This window comes from Streptomyces sp. NPDC005574, assembly GCF_040605435.1.
Taxonomy (GTDB): domain Bacteria; phylum Actinomycetota; class Actinomycetes; order Streptomycetales; family Streptomycetaceae; genus Streptomyces.
In genome coordinates this window covers 126,150-141,392 of record NZ_JBEXCW010000002.1, presented here as the reverse complement: position 1 = coordinate 141,392, position 15,243 = coordinate 126,150, and the positions used below count along the sequence as shown (strand labels likewise).

Annotated in this window: 12 protein-coding genes; 6 read left to right on the top strand and 6 right to left on the bottom strand. The window is 72.0% G+C overall.

Annotated features, from left to right (window positions below; all coding sequences use genetic code 11):
- Together ABZT03_RS02300 and ABZT03_RS02295 are read right to left on the bottom strand one after the other, a co-directional pair.
- Positions 1 to 513 carry a hypothetical protein gene (locus tag ABZT03_RS02300; RefSeq protein ID WP_356032322.1) on the bottom strand — a complete coding sequence of 171 codons (513 nt, stop codon included), beginning with the start codon at positions 511 to 513 and terminating at the stop codon, positions 1 to 3.
- 62 nt (positions 514 to 575) lie between these two features.
- Positions 576 to 1,997: an MFS transporter gene (locus ABZT03_RS02295; RefSeq protein ID WP_356032320.1), complete on the bottom strand. Its 1,422-nt coding sequence runs from the start codon at positions 1,995 to 1,997 to the stop codon at positions 576 to 578.
- A gap of 379 nt (positions 1,998 to 2,376) precedes the next feature.
- Here ABZT03_RS02295 and ABZT03_RS02290 point away from each other — a divergent pair, with 379 nt between their 5' ends.
- Positions 2,377 to 3,303 (top strand): DUF3027 domain-containing protein, encoded by a 927-nt coding sequence (locus ABZT03_RS02290; protein WP_356032318.1) that lies wholly within the window; start codon positions 2,377 to 2,379, stop codon positions 3,301 to 3,303.
- A gap of 528 nt (positions 3,304 to 3,831) precedes the next feature.
- A complete protein-coding gene (locus ABZT03_RS02285; protein ID WP_356032316.1) occupies positions 3,832 to 6,981 on the top strand; it encodes a molecular chaperone Hsp90 in 3,150 nt (1,049 codons plus the stop codon).
- A gap of 70 nt (positions 6,982 to 7,051) precedes the next feature.
- Here ABZT03_RS02285 and ABZT03_RS02280 read toward each other — a convergent pair whose 3' ends face one another.
- Positions 7,052 to 7,441, bottom strand: coding sequence for a hypothetical protein (locus tag ABZT03_RS02280; RefSeq protein ID WP_356032314.1), 390 nt, complete (start codon positions 7,439 to 7,441; stop codon positions 7,052 to 7,054).
- 256 nt (positions 7,442 to 7,697) lie between these two features.
- On the opposite strand from ABZT03_RS02280, the gene ABZT03_RS02275 reads away from it, so the two are divergent.
- Complete coding sequence (locus ABZT03_RS02275) at positions 7,698 to 8,546, top strand: hypothetical protein (protein WP_356032312.1); 849 nt, start codon at positions 7,698 to 7,700, stop codon at positions 8,544 to 8,546.
- A gap of 3 nt (positions 8,547 to 8,549) precedes the next feature.
- On the opposite strand, the gene ABZT03_RS02270 is transcribed toward ABZT03_RS02275, so the two are convergent.
- Together ABZT03_RS02270 and ABZT03_RS02265 are read right to left on the bottom strand one after the other, a co-directional pair.
- Positions 8,550 to 10,952 (bottom strand): cation-translocating P-type ATPase, encoded by a 2,403-nt coding sequence (locus ABZT03_RS02270; protein ID WP_356032310.1) that lies wholly within the window; start codon positions 10,950 to 10,952, stop codon positions 8,550 to 8,552.
- A gap of 114 nt (positions 10,953 to 11,066) precedes the next feature.
- Positions 11,067 to 11,384 carry a DUF2530 domain-containing protein gene (locus tag ABZT03_RS02265; RefSeq protein WP_356032308.1) on the bottom strand — a complete coding sequence of 106 codons (318 nt, stop codon included), beginning with the start codon at positions 11,382 to 11,384 and terminating at the stop codon, positions 11,067 to 11,069.
- A gap of 149 nt (positions 11,385 to 11,533) precedes the next feature.
- On the opposite strand from ABZT03_RS02265, the gene ABZT03_RS02260 reads away from it, so the two are divergent.
- The gene (locus ABZT03_RS02260; protein WP_356032306.1) at positions 11,534 to 12,985 is read left to right on the top strand and encodes an NCS2 family permease; all 1,452 of its coding nucleotides are present in this window, start codon (positions 11,534 to 11,536) and stop codon (positions 12,983 to 12,985) included.
- Between the two features lie 66 nt (positions 12,986 to 13,051).
- On the opposite strand, the gene ABZT03_RS02255 is transcribed toward ABZT03_RS02260, so the two are convergent.
- Entirely contained in the window at positions 13,052 to 13,234 is a 183-nt protein-coding gene (locus tag ABZT03_RS02255; protein WP_356032304.1) for a ribbon-helix-helix protein, CopG family, read from the bottom strand.
- A gap of 152 nt (positions 13,235 to 13,386) precedes the next feature.
- On the opposite strand from ABZT03_RS02255, the gene ABZT03_RS02250 reads away from it, so the two are divergent.
- Positions 13,387 to 13,824, top strand: a complete 438-nt coding sequence (locus ABZT03_RS02250) for a MarR family transcriptional regulator (protein ID WP_356032301.1) — start codon at positions 13,387 to 13,389, stop codon at positions 13,822 to 13,824.
- Between the two features lie 45 nt (positions 13,825 to 13,869).
- Positions 13,870 to 15,237, top strand: coding sequence for an MFS transporter (locus tag ABZT03_RS02245; protein ID WP_356032299.1), 1,368 nt, complete (start codon positions 13,870 to 13,872; stop codon positions 15,235 to 15,237).
- Positions 15,238 to 15,243: the final 6 nt, after the last annotated feature.

Genomic DNA, 15,243 nt, shown 5'->3' with positions numbered 1-15,243 from the left:
TCAGGCGTCCGCGTTCACGAGCTTGAAGTTCCACACGCCCTTGAACTGGGTGCCGGCCTTGTTCTGCTCGACGACGCTGATGTAGAGCTGCTTCGGCGCGGCCTGGCCCTGCTGGTCGGCGAACAGGTCGACGCCCTCGAAGGAGTAGTACGTCTTCTTGTACGGGTTGGTGACCTGCTGGCCGTTGATCCACAGGGCCCAGCCGGTGTCGGCGACCTTCGGGTCCACGCCGATGCGCAGGGTCTCGCTCTGCGGCACGTCGATCGAGTCCGACGACTTCTGCAGGGCGCACTTCGTGGCCTTCGCCTTGCCGAGGTTGTCGCCGTCCTCGTAGCAGGCGGCCTCGGCGCTCACCGAGCTCTTGCCGACCGTCACGGTGGCACGCGGCGTCGGCTTGTCGCAGGCGGACAGGACGAGCAGTCCGGCGGCAACGGCGCCGGCGGCGGCGACGACGCGGCGGCGTCGCACAGCCCGGTGTACATCAGCGGCTTCGCCGCGGGGCAGCGTGGTCATGGGCGAAGGTTATCGGGCAGGTGGGACCGTCCCCCTACGCGGGGTGCGGCGTGCCCGGTTCGTTACGCCACTCGCGGGTGCCCGGCGCCGCTGCGGCGGGCGGAGGCCAGCAGGCCGCGGGTGGTGCCCAGCCAGCCGATGGCGACGATCGCGGCCGCCACCGACATGCCGAGCGTGCCGTTCAGCGGCAGCACGATGCCGATCGCGCCGCCGAACACCCAGGCCACCTGCAGCAGGGTCTCCGAACGGGCGAACGCCGACGTGCGGACCAGCTCGGGCACGTCCCGCTGGATCAGCGCGTCCAGGGACAGCTTGGCGAGGGCCTGCGCGAACCCGGCGACCGCCGCCAGGCACGCCACCACGAACGCGCCGAAGAAGATCGCGGCGGTGATCGCCGCGCCCAGCACGATCGCGACCACGGCGACGATGATGATCTCCGGTGCCCGGCGCAGCCACGCCCCGACCGCCGTGCCGAGTGCGTTGCCCGCGCCCGCCGCGACGCCCACTATGCCCAGCGACACCGCCGCGCTCTCGCCGGTCAGCGGATGCTCCCGCAGCAGGAACGCCAGGTAGAAGATCAGGAAGCCGGTGAGGCAGCGCAGGGTGGCGTTGGCGCCGAGGGCGTGGGTGACGGCCGTACCGACCGTACGGAGCCCGGGGCGTTTGACCGGACGCAGATGCGGCCCGTGCAGGTGCTCCTCGTCGGCGGCGAGCAGCGCGATGTCCTCGCCCTTGGAGGAGTCGACCTTCGGTGGCAGCGAGAAGGACAGGAACATCCCCGCGACGAAGATCACGAAGGCGCCGTAGAGCGGCCAGCGGGAGCCGACGGCCTGGAGGCCGGCCGCGACGGGCGCCGCGACCCCGGTCGCCAGGAGCCCGCCGAGCGTGACCCGGGAGTTCGCCTTCACCAGGGAGAAGCCCGGTGGCAGCAGCCGGGGCACCACGGCGCTTCTGACCACGCCGTACGCCTTCGAGGCGACCAGCACTCCCAGGGCCGCCGGATACAGCTCCAGGCTGCCGGCGGCGACCGCGCCGGAGATGATCAGCGCGAGCAGCGCCCGGGCGAGCATCGCGCCCGCCATCGCCGCCCGGCGGCCGTGCGGCAGCCGGTCGAGGAGGGGGCCGATCACCGGCGCGAGGACGGTGAAGGGCGCCATGGTGATCGCCAGGTAGAGCGCGACGCGCCCGCGGGCCTCGTCGGTCGGCACCGAGAAGAAGACGGTGGAGGCGAGCGCCACGGTGATCATGACGTCGCCGGCGCCGTTCACCCCGTGCAGTTCGATGAGTTTGCCCAGGCCCGACTCGCCTGCGCCGTGCGCGTGGGTCGCCTTGCGGATACCGCGGGCCGGACCCGTCACCGGGAAGTGCAGGGCACGGCCGACGGAGCGGACGGACCCGCGGAACCGGCCCGATCCGCCACTACGACTGCTGCCCTTGACCCCACCGACTCCGGTGGCTCCTGGGGGTGTCCTCGCGGCTGCCACGACGTCATAGTGCCCCGAGAAAGGCATTGATAGTGCGGTTACCGCGCGTATGGCCGCGCACTTCTCGACCGGCCGGTCCCCGCGGGCGGGCGGGAGAACTCCGGTGCGCGGACGGGAGAACTCCGGTGCGCGGAGCGGAGAACTCCGGTGCGCGGAGCGGAAAACATCGGCGCGAAGCGCCGAAGAACAACCTCCGGTGTAGGCCGAGCGCCGGTGAACAGGTAGCGTGCGTATCTCAGCCATCCCGCAGAATGGGTGGTACAGGTGCGCCCGAGTGCGAGCGGGCGCGGACGTCGACGCGGTCCTCCGGTCCGCTCCGTCCGCCCCGCCGCCAAAGGCAGACGCACCCGAGAGACGGCGTAGGAGAGAAGCGATACCTGTGAGCGCAGCGACAACGCGAAGCCGCACCACCGACCGCCTGTGCGCCGAGGCGGTCGACCTCGCCCGTGCCGCGGCCGAAGAGGCCGCCGCACCCGGAGTCGTCGGTGAGCACACGGGGCTCCAGGCCGACGGGGACCGGGTTGTCACGCACTTCTTCGAGTGCAAGGAGTTCGGCTACCGCGGCTGGCGCTGGGCCGTGACGGTGGCCCGCGCCTCCCGCGCCAAACTCGTCACGCTCGACGAGGTGGTCCTGCTGCCCGGACCGGACGCCCTGCTGGCACCCGAGTGGGTGCCGTGGAGCGAACGGCTGCGCCCCGGCGACATGGGCCCCGGCGACCTCCTGCCGACGGAGGCCGACGACCTGCGGCTGGAGCCCGGCTACACCGGTGAGGACCAGCCGCCGCCGAACTCCGCGGTGTCGGAGGAGATGGCCGAGCTCGTCGAGGCCGAGGACGCGGAGGTCACCGAGGGCTCCCCGGCGCAGCTTCCCGGCGCCCCCGTGCGCGGGTCGATCGCCGCGGTCGCCGAGGAACTCGGCATGCGGCGCGCGAGGGTCCTGTCGCGGTACGGGCTGCACGCCGCCGCGGACCGCTGGGAGGAGGCGTACGGCGCCAAGACCCCGATGGCCCAGGCCGCACCCGCGACCTGCGTCAGCTGCGCCTTCCTCACGCCGATCGGCGGATCACTGGGGCAGGCCTTCGGTGTCTGCGCCAACGAGTTCGCCCCGGCGGACGGGCGGGTCGTCTCCCTCGCGTACGGCTGCGGGGGGCACTCCGAGGCGGCGGTCATGCCGAAGCCGCCTCAGCCGCCGCCGCCGCGGCTCGACGAGACGCGGATCGATCCCTTCCCGTTGCGGCCGGCCGCGGACTCGGGGTCCGTACCGGATGTCTCCGACGGGGATGTGGCGGAGTTGGGGCACTCGTAGCGTCGCGGGTTGCCTGGGCGGCGGCTGCGGGGTCGTGGGCTGCCGGTTCGCTGGGCGGCGGCTGCGGGGTTGTGGGGGTGCGGGTTTCCGGGGCTGCGCCCCTGGGCCCCCGTTCGGCCTGAACGGCCTCGTCCTCAAACGCCGGACGGGCTGATCATGCCGGGCCGGCTGGTGGTGCCGGACGACGGGCTGGTGGTGCCGGGTGGGCTGCCTGGCCGGCGGCTGCGGGGTCGTGGGGGTGCGGGTTTCCGGGGCTGCGGCCCTGGGCCCCCGTTCGGCCTGAACGGCCTCGTCCTCAAGCGCCGGACGGGCTGATCATGCCGGGCCGGCTGGTGGGGTGCCGGACGGGCTGATGGTGCCGGACGGGCTGATCATGCCGGGCCGGCTGGTGGGGTGCCGGACGGGCTGATGGTGCCGGACGGGCTGATGGTGCTGGACCGGCTCGTGGTGTCGGGTCGCCCGGTCTCACGTGACGGGGTTTCCCGGGCGCGCGGTACCTTCGTCGTCACGCCGACGAGGAGAGTGAACGTGAGCAAGTTCGTGCGGCCCGCCGCCGAGGGTGCCGATCCGTTCGGGACGGCCCGTCTGCGCCGCGGTGTGCTGGACGCCTGGGCCACCAGTCCGGCCCGGTTCCGTGAGGACGCCAACGCCGAGGAGGACCTCGTCCTCGGCGGCTACCGGGACCGGCTCGTCGTGGAGCTCGCCCAGAACGCCGCCGACGCGGCCGCCCGGGCCGGCGTGCCCGGCCGGCTCAGGCTGACCCTCCGCGACGGCGTCCTGGTCGCCGCGAACACCGGCGCCCCCGTGGACGCGGCCGGCGTCGAGTCGCTGTCCACGCTCCGCGCCTCCGCCAAGCGGGACACCGGCGGTGGCGACAGCGCGGACGGCGCGGTCGGTGCCGTGGGCCGTTACGGTGTCGGGTTCGCCGCCGTCCTCGCCGTCACGGACGAGCCCGCGCTCGTCGGCCTGCACGGCGGGGTCCGCTGGTCGCTGGGCGAGGCGCGGGTGCTGGCCGAGGAGACGGCGCGGCACAGCCCCGGGCTCGGCGGTGAGATCCGCCGGCGCGAGGGTCACGTGCCGCTGCTGCGGCTGCCCTTCGCCGCCGAGGGCACCGCCCCGGAGCCGTACGACACGGCCGTCATCCTGCCGCTGCGCGACTCCGCGGCCGCCGGCCTCGCCGAACGCCTTTTGAACGCCGTCGACGACGCGCTCCTCCTCGCCCTTCCCGGCCTGGAGGAGGTCGTGATCGAGACGGGGACGGGCGAGGCCCGCACCCTGCGCCGCCGCACGGAGGGCGCGGAGACCGTCGTAACGGACTCCCGGGACGGCGCCACCCGGTGGCGTACCGCGTCCGCGCACGGGCCGCTCACCCCGGACCTGCTCGCCGACCGCCCGGTGGAGGAGCGGCTGCGCCCCCACTGGTCGGTGACCTGGGCCGTGCCCGTGGACGCCGACGGTGCCCCGGTCCGCCCCCGCACCAGCCCGTACGTCCACGCCCCCACGCCCAGCGACGAGGCGCTCGGCGTGCCCGCGCTGCTCATCGCCTCCTTCCCGCTGGACACCACCCGCCGGCACGCGGCGCCCGGCCCGCTGACTGACTTCCTGGTGCAGCGGGCGGCGGACGCGTACGCCGGGCTCCTCGCCGACTGGCGGCCGGTGAGCGAGGCGATCATCGGCCTGGTGCCCGGACCGCTGGGCCAGGGCGAGCTGGACGGGGCGCTGCGGCAGGCCGTCCTCGACCGGCTGCCCCGCACCTCGTTCCTGCCGCCCGCCGTCGCGCCCGCCGGGGACGACGCCGACGAGCTGCCCGAGTCGCTGCGGCCGCGGGACGCCGAGGTGGTGGAGGGCGCGAGCGGCGACACCGTGCGGGTGCTCGCCGAGGTGCTGCCCACGCTGCTGCCCGCCGGCCTCGAACGACGCGTCGAGCTGCGGACGTTGGGCGTCGCCCGGGTGCCGCTGACGGACGCGGTGGACCGGCTGGCCGGTCTGGAGAAGGAACCCGGCTGGTGGCGGCGGCTGTACGACAGCCTCGCCGGCGTCGACCCGGACCGGCTGTCCGGGCTTCCCGTGCCGCTCGCCGACGGGCGTACGACCATCGGCCCGCGCCAGGTCCTGCTGCCCACCCCCGACGACCGCGCCGACCCGGAGGTGCTGGCCCGGCTCGGCCTCAAGGTCGCGCACGCGGACGCCGCGCATCCGCTCCTGGAGAAGCTGGGCGCGCTGCCCGCGACACCGCGGGCCGTGCTCACCACACCGCAGGTGCGGGCCGCCGTGGCCGCCTCCCTGGACGACGAGGGCCCGATGGACTGGGAGGAGGACGCGCCCGACAGCGAGGAGCTGGCCGACACCGTCCTCGCGCTGGTGCGGGACGCGGGCCTGCAGCCCGGCGACGAACCCTGGCTCGGAGCGCTGGCCCTGCCGGACGAGGAGGGCGAGCTGTCCCCGGCCGGCGAACTCGTGCTGCCCGGCAGCCCGTTCGCGCGGGTCATGCGGGAGGACGAACTCGCCCTGGTGGACCACGAGCTGGCCCGAAAGTGGGGCGAACAGCCGCTGGCCGCCTGCGGGGTGCTCGCGAACTTCACCCTCGTCCGCGCCACGGACGTCGTTCTCGACCCGGACGAACTGGAGCCCCGCGACGGGGACTTCGCCGAACCCGACGACGCCGGCCTGCTGGACGCCGTCGACGTGTGGAGCGAGGACGTCCTCGACCGCTTCCCGGACACCCCGGTCCCGCCGGTCGCCACCGAACTGCTCGCCGTGCGCGACCTGGACCTCGTCGACGAGGACAAGTGGCCCGAGGCCCTCGCCCTGCTGTCCCGGCCCCCGCTGCGCGACGCGATCGTCCAGCCCGTGCGGATCCTGCTGGCCGACGGCACCCACGAGGTCGTACGGCCGTACACCGCGTGGTGGCTGCGCGGGCACCCGGTGCTCGACGGCCGCCGCCCGGCCGGACTGCTGGCGGCGGGCGGCGATCCGCTGCTGCGGGGCCTGTACGAGGAGGCCGAGGCGACCGGCTTCGACGACGAGCAGGTGCTGCGGGCGCTGGGCGTCCGGACCTCGGTGGCGGCGCTGCTGGACGAACCGGGCGGCGCCGCCGAACTCCTGGACCGGCTGGCCGACCCCGACCGCGAGGTCACCGCCGCCCAACTGCACGCCCTGTACGGGTCGCTGGCCGAACTGGACCCCGAACAGGTCACCCTGCCCGACGAGTTGCGGGCCGTGGTCGACGGCCGGATCGAGGTCGTGGAGGCGTCCGAGGCGGTGGTCGTCGACTCACCCGACCTGCTGCCCTTCACCGAAGGCGTCCCCCTGCTGCCGGTACGCCCGGCCCGCGCCGCCGAACTGGCCGAACTGTTCCAGGTACGGCGGCTGAGCGAGTCCGTGACGGGCCGGGTGGACTCCGAGGGCACCGAGCACGGCGTACCGGAGCCGGTGGCGCTCCTGCTGGGGCCGCGCACCCCCGCGACCTACGTCGAGCACGAGGAACTCGTCGTGGACGGCGTCGAACTGGACTGGCGCCTGACCCCCGACGGCGTCCTGCACGCGGCCACCCTGGAGGGCGTCGCCGCCGGCCTCGCCTGGGCGGCGGGCCAGTGGCCCCGCCGCTTCGAGGTGACAGCCCTCCTGGAGGACCCCTCCCGCACAGCCGAACTGTCCCGGGACCGCTGGTTCGACTGAGCCCGACACGAACGCGGGGCCGCCTCGCCGGAGAACTCTCCGGTGAGGCGGCCCTGGCGTATGTACCGGCCTATCCCTCGATGTGGGCGTACAGGGCTTCGTACCGCGTGTACATGAGGCCCAGCACTCGCGGGTTGTTCCGTACGCCCAGGAACTCCAGGACGAGCGAGAACAGGTGTTCCACGGCCTGTCGGTGCTGGTCCGGGGTCAGGTGGCCCGGATCCTTCCAGCCCTGGAGTTTCATGTCGGGGAACAGGTCCAGGAGGACGAGCTGATGCCAGTAGAGGCTGATGCACTCGCCCCTGCGAACGACCAGCCACTCCGTGAACCCGCGCAGCAGGCCGCCGGACCGGCCGACGTCAATCCCTGTGAGGAACATGACGGTCGGGTAGTAGGTGCCGTTCAGGCCGAATCCCTCCTGCCCGTCCCGGAACGCCTCGATGAACTCCTTGTCGCGCACTCGTCTCCTAGAACCCGAAGTCGATCTTGTCAGGCCGTGTCCACCTCGACTTGTACTCGGCGACGGTCTCGCCGCCCCGCCCGGGGCCGGCGCCCACGTTTCGTCATGGCCAGGCCAAGTCCTGTACATGCGGGGCCCAAGCTTGCGCAAGGGTGATCAAAATCGTCCTCGGGGCGTACAACCAGCCACTTCCCTCGCGGATCTCACCCCGTGAGCCAACAGGCTCCACACCACTTCTCCCCCTGGGGAACGCAACATGCGTATACGCACCACCGTGGCCGCCGTCTCCGGCGCCCTGGTCCTCTCCGCCTTCGCCGTGCCGGCCGCGCAGGCCGCCGACGCCCCGTCCGGCAAGGCCGCGTTCAGCGCCGCCGCCGCGGACGGCGTGTCCGCCGCCGCGACGCTCGACGTCACCTTCTCGAACATGAAGGTCAACCACGGCAAGCCCATCGTCGTCGGCGCCACCAGCACGGTCAGCGTCCCGGTGACGTACACCCTGACGCACGCCGCGAGCCTGGACACCAGCGCCGACAACTTCGCCAGCGGCCCGCTGATCTACAAGGGTGCTTCGGTGCAGACGCCGGACAACGTCGTCATCAGCGAGGAGCCGGGCACCTGCACCGACACCTCGACGACCGTCCTCGACTGCTCGGCCGTCATCAAGATCTACGCGGGCGACGGCGACCTCTCCAGCTCCCAGGCCGGCACCTGGCACGCCGGCGGCCTGGCCGTCACCAAGGACGACGCCACGAAGGTCCAGGGTGACCTCGGCAGCGTCAAGGTCCTGCGCACCGCCAAGCTCACCGTCGACGCCGCCCCGGAGCCCGTCAAGAAGGGCAGGACCCTGACGGTCACCGGCAAGCTGAGCCGGGCGAACTGGGACACCAACGTGTACGCCGGCTACTCCACCCAGCCGGTCGTGCTCCAGTTCCGCAAGGCGGGCACCACCACGTACACCGCCGTCAAGGGCGTCAAGTCGTCGACGACCGGCGCCCTGAAGACCACGACCACCGCGACGGTCGACGGCTACTACCGGTTCGTCTTCGCCGGCAGCGCGACCACCGCGCCGGTCAACGCCACCGGTGACTACGTCGACGTGCAGTAAGAGCTAGGCCGGGAAGCGGCGGTCGACCCATTTCCACAGCAGTTCCAGGACGACCGCCGCCACCGCCGAGATGCCGACCGCGATCCACGGCATCGTCACGCCGACCAGCTTCAGCGCGAAGAAGTGCTGGAGCCACGGCACCATGAGCACCACCACGAACGCCGCGCCCATCGACGCCACCAGGAGCACCCGCCACCAGGTGTAGGGGCGGGCGATGATCGCCAGGACCCACATGGAGATCAGGAAGAGCGTCAGGGTGGCCGCGCTGGTCTCCGCGTCCAGTGAGCCGCTCCCGCTGTAGTGGTGGCGGGCGATCAGGTACGTCACGAAGGTCGCCACCGCGGCCACCACCCCGCCGGGCAGCGAGTACCGCATGACGCGCCGTACGAAGTGGGGCCGGGCCCGCTCCCGGTTGGGGGCGAGGGCGAGGAAGAACGCCGGGATGCCGATGGTGAGGGTGGACAGCAGCGTCAGGTGGCGGGGCAGGAACGGGTACTCCACCCGCCAGCACACCACCAGGACGGCCAGCAGCACCGAGTAGACCGTCTTCACCAGGAACAGGGTCGCCACCCGGGTGATGTTGCCGATGACCCGCCTGCCCTCCGCGACCACCGAGGGCAGGCTCGCGAAGCTGTTGTCGAGCAGCACGATCTGTGCGACGGCCCGGGTCGCCTCGGACCCGGAGCCCATCGCGACCCCGATGTCGGCGTCCTTGAGGGCGAGGACGTCGTTCACGCCGTCGCCCGTCATGGCGACCGTGTGGCCGCGTGACTGCAGGGCGCCCACCATGTCCCGCTTCTGCTGCGGGGCGACCCGCCCGAACACCGTGCCCTCGTCCAGGGCCCGCGCCATCGCCTCCTTGTCGTCGGGCAGCCGGCGCGCGTCCACGACCTCGCCGGTGAGCCCGAGTTTTCCGGCCACCGCGCCGACGGAGACCGCGTTGTCCCCGGAGATGACCTTGGCGTGGACATCCTGCTCGGCGAAGTAGCGCAGGGTGTCCGCCGCGTCCGGCCGCAGGCGCTGCTCCAGTACGACGAGGGCGGCCGGCTGAGCCGACCGGGCCACCTCGGGATGGTCGAGGCCGTGGGCGGCGCGGGCCAGGAGCAGCACCCGCAGTCCCTGTTCGTTGAGCCGGTCGGTCTCGGCGAGGGCGGTCGCGCCGGCCGGGTCGTCGCCGTCGAGCAGGACGTCGGGGGCCCCGAGCAGCCATGTGCTGGAGGCGCCGTCGCTCTCGCCGAAGGAGGCGCCGCTGTACTTGCGGGCCGAGGAGAAGGGCAGCGAGTCGGTGCGTCGCCAGTCGCCGGGGTCCGGGTAGGCGTCGATGACGGCCCGGAGGGAGGCGTTGGGCCGGGGGTCGGACGTGCCGAGCGCGCCGAGCACCGTGCGGACGTACCCCTCGTCGGCGTCCTGGAGCGTCCGCAGCTCGGTCACGTCCATGCCGCCCTCGGTGAGGGTGCCCGTCTTGTCGAGGCAGACGGTGTCGACGCGGGCCAGCCCCTCGATGGCGGGCAGTTCCTGCACGAGGCACTGCTTGCGGCCGAGCCGGACGACACCGATGGCGAAGGCGACCGAGGTGAGCAGGACCAGCCCCTCGGGGACCATCGGCACGATGCCGCCGACGGTGCGCGCGACGGAGTCCTTGAAGCCGTGCTGCTTGACCACGAGCTGGCTGACGACGAGGCCGAGGGCGGTCGGGATCATCATCCACGTCACGTACTTGAGGATCGTGGAGATGCCGCTGCGCAGCTCGGAGTGGACGAGGGTGAAGCGGGACGCCTCCTCGGCGAGCTGGGCGGCGTACGCCTCGCGCCCGACCCGGGTCGCCTCGAACGCGCCGCCGCCCGCGACCACGAAACTCCCCGACATCACCTGGTCACCGGGGTGTTTGACGACCGGGTCGGCCTCGCCGGTGAGCAGTGACTCGTCGATCTCCAGCCCGTCGGCCTCGGCGCACACCCCGTCCACGACGACCTTGTCGCCGGGGCCGATCTCGATCAGGTCGTTCAGCACGATGTGGGACGTCCCGACCCGGGTGGCGGTGCCGTCCCGCCGTACGGTCGGGCGGGCCTCGCCGATCACGGCGAGCGAGTCGAGGGTCTTCTTCGCCCGCCACTCCTGGATGATGCCGATCCCCGTGTTGGCGAGGATGACGTAGCCGAAGAGGCTGTCCTGGACCGGCGCGACGAACAGCATGACCAGCCAGAGCACGCCGATGATCGCGTTGAACCGGGTGAGGACGTTCGCCCGGACGATCTCGCCGACGGAGCGGCTGCTGCGCACCGGCACGTCGTTGACCTGCCCCCGCGCGACGCGTTCCGCGACCTCGGCGGCGCTGAGCCCGGTCGCCGCCCGGACGGGGAAGGGGTGCACCGGGTCGAGTCCGGCACTCGCGTGGAAGTGCGTCATGGATTCGACGGTACGTGCGGTTTTACGGCTTCACCCGCCGAGTCGGGCGAAGATCCGACCTGGGGATGAGGGCGGGGGCGCCGGGCTGGTGCTGTGGTCGTAGGAGGGGCTTGCTCACCGCGCGGTGGGCCCGGGGTCCTCCGGCTCCGCGGGGGCGCTGTCCGCGGTGGAGCCTGAGGACCGCTTGATCGCCGCGTCCCTCCTGCGGACGTACCAGATGCCGATCAGGCCGAGGCCGCCGCCGGCCAGGCAGGTCCAGACCCACCAGGTGTGGCCGTGGTCGTCGAACCAGCCGTAGAAGGGGAGCTGGACCAGGAAGAGCACGAACCAGATGATCGTGCCGCCGGTCACGGTGGCGACCACCGGGCCCTCCAGGGGCTCCGGTGCCTCGTGCCGGGGTGGTTCCGAGAAACCCGAGAAGAACGCGGCCATGGGCACAGCTTACGAGGTGATCACATCTACGCGCGGAGATGGCGCTCGCTGACTCATATGTTCATACTGAAACGGTTTGCATCTGACCACTTCTGTTCGTAGAAAACTCCAACGGTGCCTGGGGGAAACCGCTGGTGATGAGGATTCGCATGCCCACCTCGGCCCCCGCCAAGGTCCCCGCGCCCCAGCAGCCGGGACAGGCGCCCGCCCACGGCGCCCTCGACCGCTACTTCAGGATCTCCGAACGTGGCAGCACGCTGCCCCGGGAGATCCGCGGCGGTCTCGCCACCTTCTTCGCGATGGCCTACATCATCGTGCTGAACCCGATCATCCTCGGCAGCGCCAAGGACATGTACGGGCACCAGCTCGACAACGGCCAGCTGGTCACCGCCACCGCGCTGACCGCGGCCTTCACCACGCTCCTCATGGGCGTCGTCGGCAACGTGCCGATCGCGCTCGCCGCCGGACTCGGCGTGAACTCCGTCGTCGCCCTCCAGCTGGCGCCCCGGATGTCCTGGCCGGACGCCATGGGCATGGTCGTCCTGGCCGGCCTGGTCGTGATGCTGCTCGTCGCCACCGGCCTGCGCGAGCGCGTCATGAACGCCGTGCCCTTCGGGCTGCGCAAGGCCATCTCCATCGGTATCGGCCTGTTCATCATGCTGATCGGCCTGGTCGACTCCGGCTTCGTCTCCCGCATCCCGGACGCCGCCCACACCACCGTCCCGCTGCAGCTCGGCGCCGACGGCCACCTCAACGGCTGGCCGGTCCTGGTCTTCATCCTGGGCACCCTGCTCACACTGGCCCTGATCACCCGCAAGGTCTCCGGCGCGATCCTCATCTCGATCGTCACGATGACCGTGCTCGCGCTGGTCATCAACGCCGTCGCCACGATCCCGTCCTGGGGCCTGACCACCCCCAAGTGGCCCGGCAACCCCGTCGCCAGCCCCGACTTCGGTCTCGTCGGCAAGGTCAGCCTGTTCGGCGGCTTCGGCAAGGTCGGCGTGCTGACCGGCGTGCTGTTCGTCTTCACGGTCCTGCTGTCGTGCTTCTTCGACGCGATGGGCACGATCATGGGCGTCAGCGACGAGGCGAAGCTCACGGACGCGCAGGGGCAGATGCCCGGCATCAACAAGGTGCTCTTCGTGGACGGCCTCGCGGTCGCCGCGGGCGGGGCCAGCTCCTCCTCGGCCACCACCGCCTTCGTGGAGTCCACGGCCGGCGTCGGCGAGGGTGCCCGCACCGGCTTCGCGAACGTGGTCACCGGCGGACTGTTCGCCGTGGCCCTGTTCCTGACCCCGGTCGCCACCATGGTCCCGTCCCAGGCGGCCACCCCGGCGCTGTTCGCGGTCGGCTACCTGATCCTGGCCGGCTCGGTCAAGGAGATCGACTGGGCCGACCACACGATCGCCATCCCGGCCTTCGTCACGATGGTGATGATGCCGTTCACCTACTCGATCACCAACGGCATCGGCATGGGCTTCATCACCTTCGTCGTCCTGCGGCTCGCGGCCGGCCGGGCCAGGGAGGTCCCGGCCGCGATGTACGTCGTCTCGGCGGTGTTCGCCTTCTACTACCTGATGCCGGCCCTCGGCCTGACCTGACCGGCCCCGACGGCCGCGAGGCGGCCAGGGGAGAGATGCGAGCGGCGGGGTGGCGTGCCCCGCCGCTCACGTCACCCCGTAGAACTTCTCCGTCTCCTCGACGGCGGTCTGGAACCGCTCGTCGAAGTCGTCGCGGATGAGCGTCCCGATCACGTAGTCCTGGACGCTCATCCCCCTTTTCGCCGCATGATCCCGGAGCCGTTCGAGCAGCTCCTCGTCTATCCGCAGGCTGAGCACGCTGGTCCCCATGGACACGAGGGTCGCTGGCGCCCTCCGCCCGGTGTTCACTTTCCGCCGCCAACTCACTCGTTCGGGTGATGATCCGGTTCAGTGGCGGGTGTCACGGGAATCCCGGTGCGCCCCCAGCTTGTTTAGCGAGAGTAATGAGTTACGCTAAGGAGATGCCGGACCTCACCCATGGCGACGACGTTGCCGCCGTGAACTCCCTCCGCTCCGCCGTGATGCGGCTGTCCCGTCGGCTCAAGCACCAACGGGTCGACGAGTCGCTGAGCCCCACCGAGATGTCGGTGCTGGGCACCCTCTCCCTCTGCGGCCAGGCCACACCGGGTGAACTCGCCCGCAAGGAGCACGTACAGCCGCCGTCGATGACCCGCATCGTGGCGCTGCTCGAAGCCAAGGGGCTGGTCCGTCTCGAACCCCACCCCGAGGACCGGCGCCAGAAGGTCGTCACGAAGACCGAGCAGGCCGAGGCCATGCTCGCGGAGAGCCGCGCCAAGCGGAACGCCTTCCTGGCCACCCTGGTCGACGGCCTCGACGAGGACGAGTGGGCGAAGATCCGTGCCGCCGCCCCCGTCCTGGAGAAACTCGCACACCTGTAAGCAGCGCTCGCACGCGTCAGCGGCATCCACGAGGAGGCGACCCTTTTGAGTTCGGGACCCGGAGCAGACTCCGCCCCCGCACCTACCACCCACGACTCCCCGCCCACTCCCGATCCCGCCGGCACCGGCCGCCGGTCGTCGATGTTCAGCTCCCTCAGGATCAGGAACTACCGCCTGTTCTTCATGGGACAGGTCGTCTCCAACATCGGCACCTGGATGCAGCGCATCGCCCAGGACTGGCTGGTCCTCAGCCTCACCGGCTCCTCCACCGCCGTCGGCGTCACCACGGCCCTGCAGTTCCTGCCGATGCTCCTCTTCGGCCTCTACGGCGGCGTCCTGGTCGACCGGATGCGCAAGCGCCCCGCGCTGCTCTTCACGCAGGCGGCGATGGCCCTCACCGCGATCGCGCTGGCCGTCCTCACCCTCTCCGGACACGTCCACGTCTGGCACGTCTACCTCGCGGCCTTCGCCGTCGGCCTCGCCACGGTCGTCGACAACCCGGCCCGCCAGTCCTTCGTCTCCGAACTCGTCGGCCCCGGCCAGCTGCAGAACGCCGTCAGCCTGAACTCCGCGAACTTCCAGTCGGCCCGCCTGGTCGGCCCCGCCGTCGCCGGCCTGATGATCACCGGCGTGGGCACCGGCTACGCGTTCCTCGCCAACGGCCTGTCCTTCGTCGCGCCCGTCGTCGGGCTGCTGCTGATGCGCGCCCGCGAACTGCACGTCGTCGAGCGCGCCCCGCGGGCCAAGGGGCAGCTGCGCGAGGGCCTGCACTACGTCGCCGGGCGCCCCGACCTGATCTGGATCATCGTCCTGGTCGGGTTCGTCGGCACCTTCGGGTTCAACTTCCCCGTCTACCTCTCGGCCTTCGCGAACGACGTCTTCCGGGCCGGCGCGGGCTCCTACAGCCTCTTTAACACGCTGATGGCGATCGGTTCCCTCGTCGGGGCCCTGCTGGCGGCCCGGCGCGCCACCACCCGGATGCGGGTGCTGATCGCGGCGGCCGTGGCCTTCGGCACCATGGAGCTGGTCGCCGCGACGGCCCCCTCACTGTGGCTGTTCGCCCTGCTCATGGCGCCGATCGGGATGTTCGGCATGACCGTCAACGTCACCGCCAACACCAGCATCCAGATGACCACCGACCCGGCCATGCGGGGCCGCGTCATGGCCCTCTACATGATGGTCTTCCTCGGCGGCTCACCGGTGGGCGCGCCGATCGCCGGCTGGATCACGGACGCGTACGGCGTCCGGGCGGGCATGGCGGTGGGCGGCGCCGTCGCCGCCGCCGCCGCGATCACGGTCGGCCTGGTCCTGGCCCGGGTGGGCAACCTGCGGCTGTCGGTCGGCTGGCACCACGGGCACCCACGCGTCGCGTTCGTACCGCGCGAGCGGAAGGAACTCGCGGCGGTGGCGTAGGGGGCT